Source organism: Burkholderiales bacterium, from assembly GCA_013695435.1.
GTDB lineage: Bacteria > Pseudomonadota > Gammaproteobacteria > Burkholderiales > JACMKV01 > JACMKV01.
In genome coordinates this window covers 1-3,652 of the sequence record JACDAM010000214.1, presented here as the reverse complement: position 1 = coordinate 3,652, position 3,652 = coordinate 1, and the positions used below count along the sequence as shown (strand labels likewise).

The 3,652-nt window shown below is 62.7% G+C and carries 5 protein-coding genes and 1 pseudogene; 5 read left to right on the top strand and 1 reads right to left on the bottom strand.

Features of this window, described 5'->3' with window-relative positions; genetic code table 11:
• From H0V78_10600 to H0V78_10585, 4 genes are all read left to right on the top strand, one after another.
• Positions 1 to 420: hypothetical protein (locus tag H0V78_10600; protein ID MBA2352200.1), on the top strand; the 420-nt coding region annotated here is incomplete at its 5' end.
• Positions 413 to 751: a hydrogenase maturation nickel metallochaperone HypA gene (hypA, locus tag H0V78_10595; GenBank protein MBA2352199.1), complete on the top strand. Its 339-nt coding sequence runs from the start codon at positions 413 to 415 to the stop codon at positions 749 to 751. The genes H0V78_10600 and hypA, both read left to right, overlap by 8 nt.
• On the top strand, positions 742 to 1,830 hold the full coding sequence (hypB, locus tag H0V78_10590) for a hydrogenase nickel incorporation protein HypB (GenBank protein ID MBA2352198.1): 1,089 nt from the start codon (positions 742 to 744) through the stop codon (positions 1,828 to 1,830). Before hypA ends, hypB begins: the two co-directional genes overlap by 10 nt.
• A gap of 5 nt (positions 1,831 to 1,835) precedes the next feature.
• A complete protein-coding gene (locus tag H0V78_10585; protein MBA2352197.1) occupies positions 1,836 to 2,549 on the top strand; it encodes an urease accessory protein in 714 nt (237 codons plus the stop codon).
• A 90-nt stretch (positions 2,550 to 2,639) separates the two neighbouring features.
• Here the strand turns inward: H0V78_10585 and H0V78_10580 are convergent, their stop codons facing one another.
• The gene (locus tag H0V78_10580) at positions 2,640 to 2,789 is read right to left on the bottom strand and encodes a hypothetical protein (protein ID MBA2352196.1); all 150 of its coding nucleotides are present in this window, start codon (positions 2,787 to 2,789) and stop codon (positions 2,640 to 2,642) included.
• A gap of 306 nt (positions 2,790 to 3,095) precedes the next feature.
• Here H0V78_10580 and H0V78_10575 point away from each other — a divergent pair.
• A pseudogene (locus H0V78_10575) lies at positions 3,096 to 3,528 on the top strand (hemerythrin domain-containing protein).
• The last annotated feature ends 124 nt before the right edge of the window (positions 3,529 to 3,652 follow it).

The following is a 3,652-nucleotide window of genomic DNA, read 5'->3' as shown; positions in this document are numbered from 1 at the left end:
GGCGGCATCCTGTCGCAAGCCGAACCCTGGGATCGCGAGCACCTATCGGTGACGACGCGGCACAGCGGCCCAGGAATACGCGATGCAATCGAATACGTGACCCGATGCGTGACGCGCGGGCATTTCAAGCTGGATGAGCAGGATCGTTCGCGCGCCGCGCTCGATGCATTTCAATTCACGGTCAGCGACGCTCGGCAGCAGGTAAGGATCGCACTGCGCGCGGGAGTGATGCCGCAGCGGTTCTTCGACCTCGCCAGCTGCCTGCGGGAAAACCGCGAGGCAAATCGCGAGACAGCACGGGAACGCGAAGAACTGGACACGTTGAAGGCCGCGGTTGCGCAAACGGTGATGGCCAAATCCCTGGATGAGCTGTTCACACTGGAATTGGCGTCGGCGCAGCAGAACGCGATTTATGCATGAACTCAGCATAACCGGCAATGTGGTAGCGATTTGCGCCGAGCGTGCGTCGGGCCAGCAGGTCCTGCGCGTAACTCTGGAAATCGGCAAGCTCTCGGCGGTGATGCCGGACGCCATACGCTTTTGTTTCGAAGTCTGCGCCAAAGATACGATCGTCGAAGGCGCCGAACTTGAAATTATCGAGACTCCGGGGCGGGCGCGCTGCAGCGAATGCGGCGGTGAAATGATGCTGACCGAGATGTTCGGGCGCTGCGAATGCGGCAGCGTGAATATCGAAGTCATCGCCGGCAATGAACTGAAAATCAGGCAAATGGAGGTGGCGGAATGTGCGTGACCTGCGGCTGTTCTGATGCGGAAAGCGTAACTCTCACGGATCCGGTCACAGGAGAGAAACTGACCATGAGCCGGGGCGACCACGAGCACGCGCATGAGCACAGTGCGGCGCACGAACATGCTCATGGCGCCGCGACGCCTGCGGGCGATCACGGGCACTCGCACGGGTACGAGCCCAGCCACTCGCCCGATCATGACGCGGTACACGATCACGGCCACGATCACGCTCATCCGCACACGCACGCTCATCCGCATACCCACGATCATGGGCACTCGCACGGCCACGCGTACTCGCATGCACATTCGCACGGCCACGCGCACACCAGCGGGCACGGACACGATGTGCGCCAGCAAACTCATACGCACGCTGGCGCACACAGCGACAGCGCTGCGCTGCACGCAGACAGGCGCGGCACGATCCTCGCGCTGGAGCAGAACATCCTCGCCAAGAACCAGTTGCTCGCCGAGCGCAATCGCGGCTGGCTGGCGGGACGCGACATCCTTGCGCTGAATCTGGTGAGCTCGCCGGGCTCGGGCAAGACGACTCTGCTCGAACGCACGATCCGCGACCTGCAGGCCGATCTTGCGATCAACGTCATCGAAGGCGACCAGGCGACCGCGCATGACGCGCAACGCATCCGCGCCGCCGGGGCGAAGGCGATCCAGATCAATACCGGCACCGGCTGCCACCTCGAAGCCGACATGCTTGCGCGTGGCCTGCAAGCCCTGCAACCGCCGCCCGGCTCGGTGGTGATGATCGAAAACGTCGGCAATCTCGTGTGTCCGGCGCTGTTCGATTTGGGTGAGCGCGCGAAGGTCGTGATTCTGTCGGTGACCGAAGGCGAGGATAAGCCGCTCAAATATCCGCACATGTTCAAGGCGAGCGAGGTCATGCTGCTCAACAAAATCGATCTGTTGCCGCATCTTGAGTTCGATGTCGAGCGCTGCATTGCGTACGCGCGGCAGGTGAATCCCGGCATCAGCGTGTTCCGCGTATCGGCGCAAACAGGCGAAGGGATGTCCGCCTGGTACGCCTGGCTGCGCAGCCAGGCGGCAGCAGCCGGGCGCATCGCCTCGTGACCAGCCTGTCGATACTGGTCATCGGTTTCCTGCTCGGCCTCAGGCATGCGACCGATGCCGATCATCTGGCGGCGGTGGCCACCCTTGCGACGCGACAGAGTTCCCTCGCGCAAACCATGAAGCAGGGAGTCGCGTGGGGAATCGGCCATACCTTGACGCTGATGCTGTTCGGCGGCGTCGTACTGGCGCTCGGCACGGCGATTCCGGAGCGTATGGCGCAGGCGCTCGAACTGGGCGTGGGGCTGATGCTGGTCGTGCTGGGCGCCGACGTACTGCGACGCCTGCTGCGCCGGCGCATCCACTTTCACCTGCATAGCCATGACAACGGCATCGCGCACGTGCATGCGCACAGCCATTCCGGGGAAGGCGCGCACAAAGTTTCGCCGCATCGCCATGCGCATCGCGAAAAGCCGCCGCTGCGCGCGCTGGCGATCGGCATCATGCACGGCATGGCCGGTTCCGCCGCGCTGGTTTTACTGAGCCTGGGCGCGGTGCAATCGCCGGCGCTGGGGTTGCTTTACATCGCCTTGTTCGGCATCGGCTCCATCGCTGGCATGGCGCTGCTCTCAGTTGCGATCGCCATACCCTTGCGGCTGTCCGCCGGCCATCTCGCCTGGCTGCACAACAGCATGACGGCGCTCATCGGCGGCGCTACCTGCGCGCTCGGCGCCTTCATGGTCTATCACATCGGTTTTGTCGAAGGCCTGCTGCGCGGATAGCAAGCCGCGCGTCACGAGATCGAGACTCGTCGGGCTATTCCGGCATCTGGTTAATGTCCGGCATTTGAAGAATGTCTCGGGCATGCCCCGTTAAAGATCCCAACAGGGTGTCGGTCCGAAGCGCGCCAGCAAGAAATCGATGAAGGCGCGTACCTTCGGGGAAAGGTGCCGATTGGGCAGATAAATCGCATAAATCGAGCGCTCAACCGGCAAATATTCCGTTAATGCAGCCCGCAGGATGCCCGCTCACTTGGGATTTGGACATCGCCAGACGACGCGCGGCCTCGGAAAAAGTTTTCGCCTCCACCACCCGCGCGAAGATGGCCATGCGCGTCAAATCTTGGAGAATCAAGCTGGCAAGTCGGTCTACGACGCCTCTCATATGGACGACAACGTAAAAAAGTTCATGATCGCATCGGCAGCGGCTTTGTCCATCGATTGGCCTTTCCGCGATGGCAAAACCGCGGGTTTCGCGAGAGACCCCTCACGAGTACAAATTTGGCTGGCTTCCCGGCGCCGGCTGCCGGGTCGGAGGCGCCACTTGAGATGCTCTCTGCCTGCCACCACCGCCTTGAGCAACAATGCGCAACGTTGAGGCGTCTGGTCCCGCACCTGGCGGCGCATGGCGCCGACGAGGACGCGCGCATCGCGGCGGCGAACGTGATGCGCTATTTCGACACGTCGGCCAGGCACCATCTCGCTGACGAGCGAGGACCTCTTTCCCGCGCTCATCGAATCGATGGCCGGGTCAGACGCGGTCTGCCTGCGCGAACTGACCGAAGGGCTAAAGGCCGATCACCGTACGCTGGAAGCGGACTGGCAGCGCGTGCGCGTGGTGCTTGAACGAGTTGTTGCAGGCGAATCCGTGTCACTTGCGGCGGATGATGTCGAGGCGCTGGCCGGTCTGTACGAGCGCCACATCGAGCGCGAGGAAAACGAGCTTCTGCCGATGGCAGCGCGATTGTTAAGGAACCTCTGATTAAGTCCCGCGCGGATCGCGTTTCGACGAGAATGGGCTGGCTGCTAGACGCGCAGTGCAGCATCAGTAGCCGGACTACGGGCAAGCTGCGCGGCGACGCAGACGGCCCAGTATCGTCGAAACC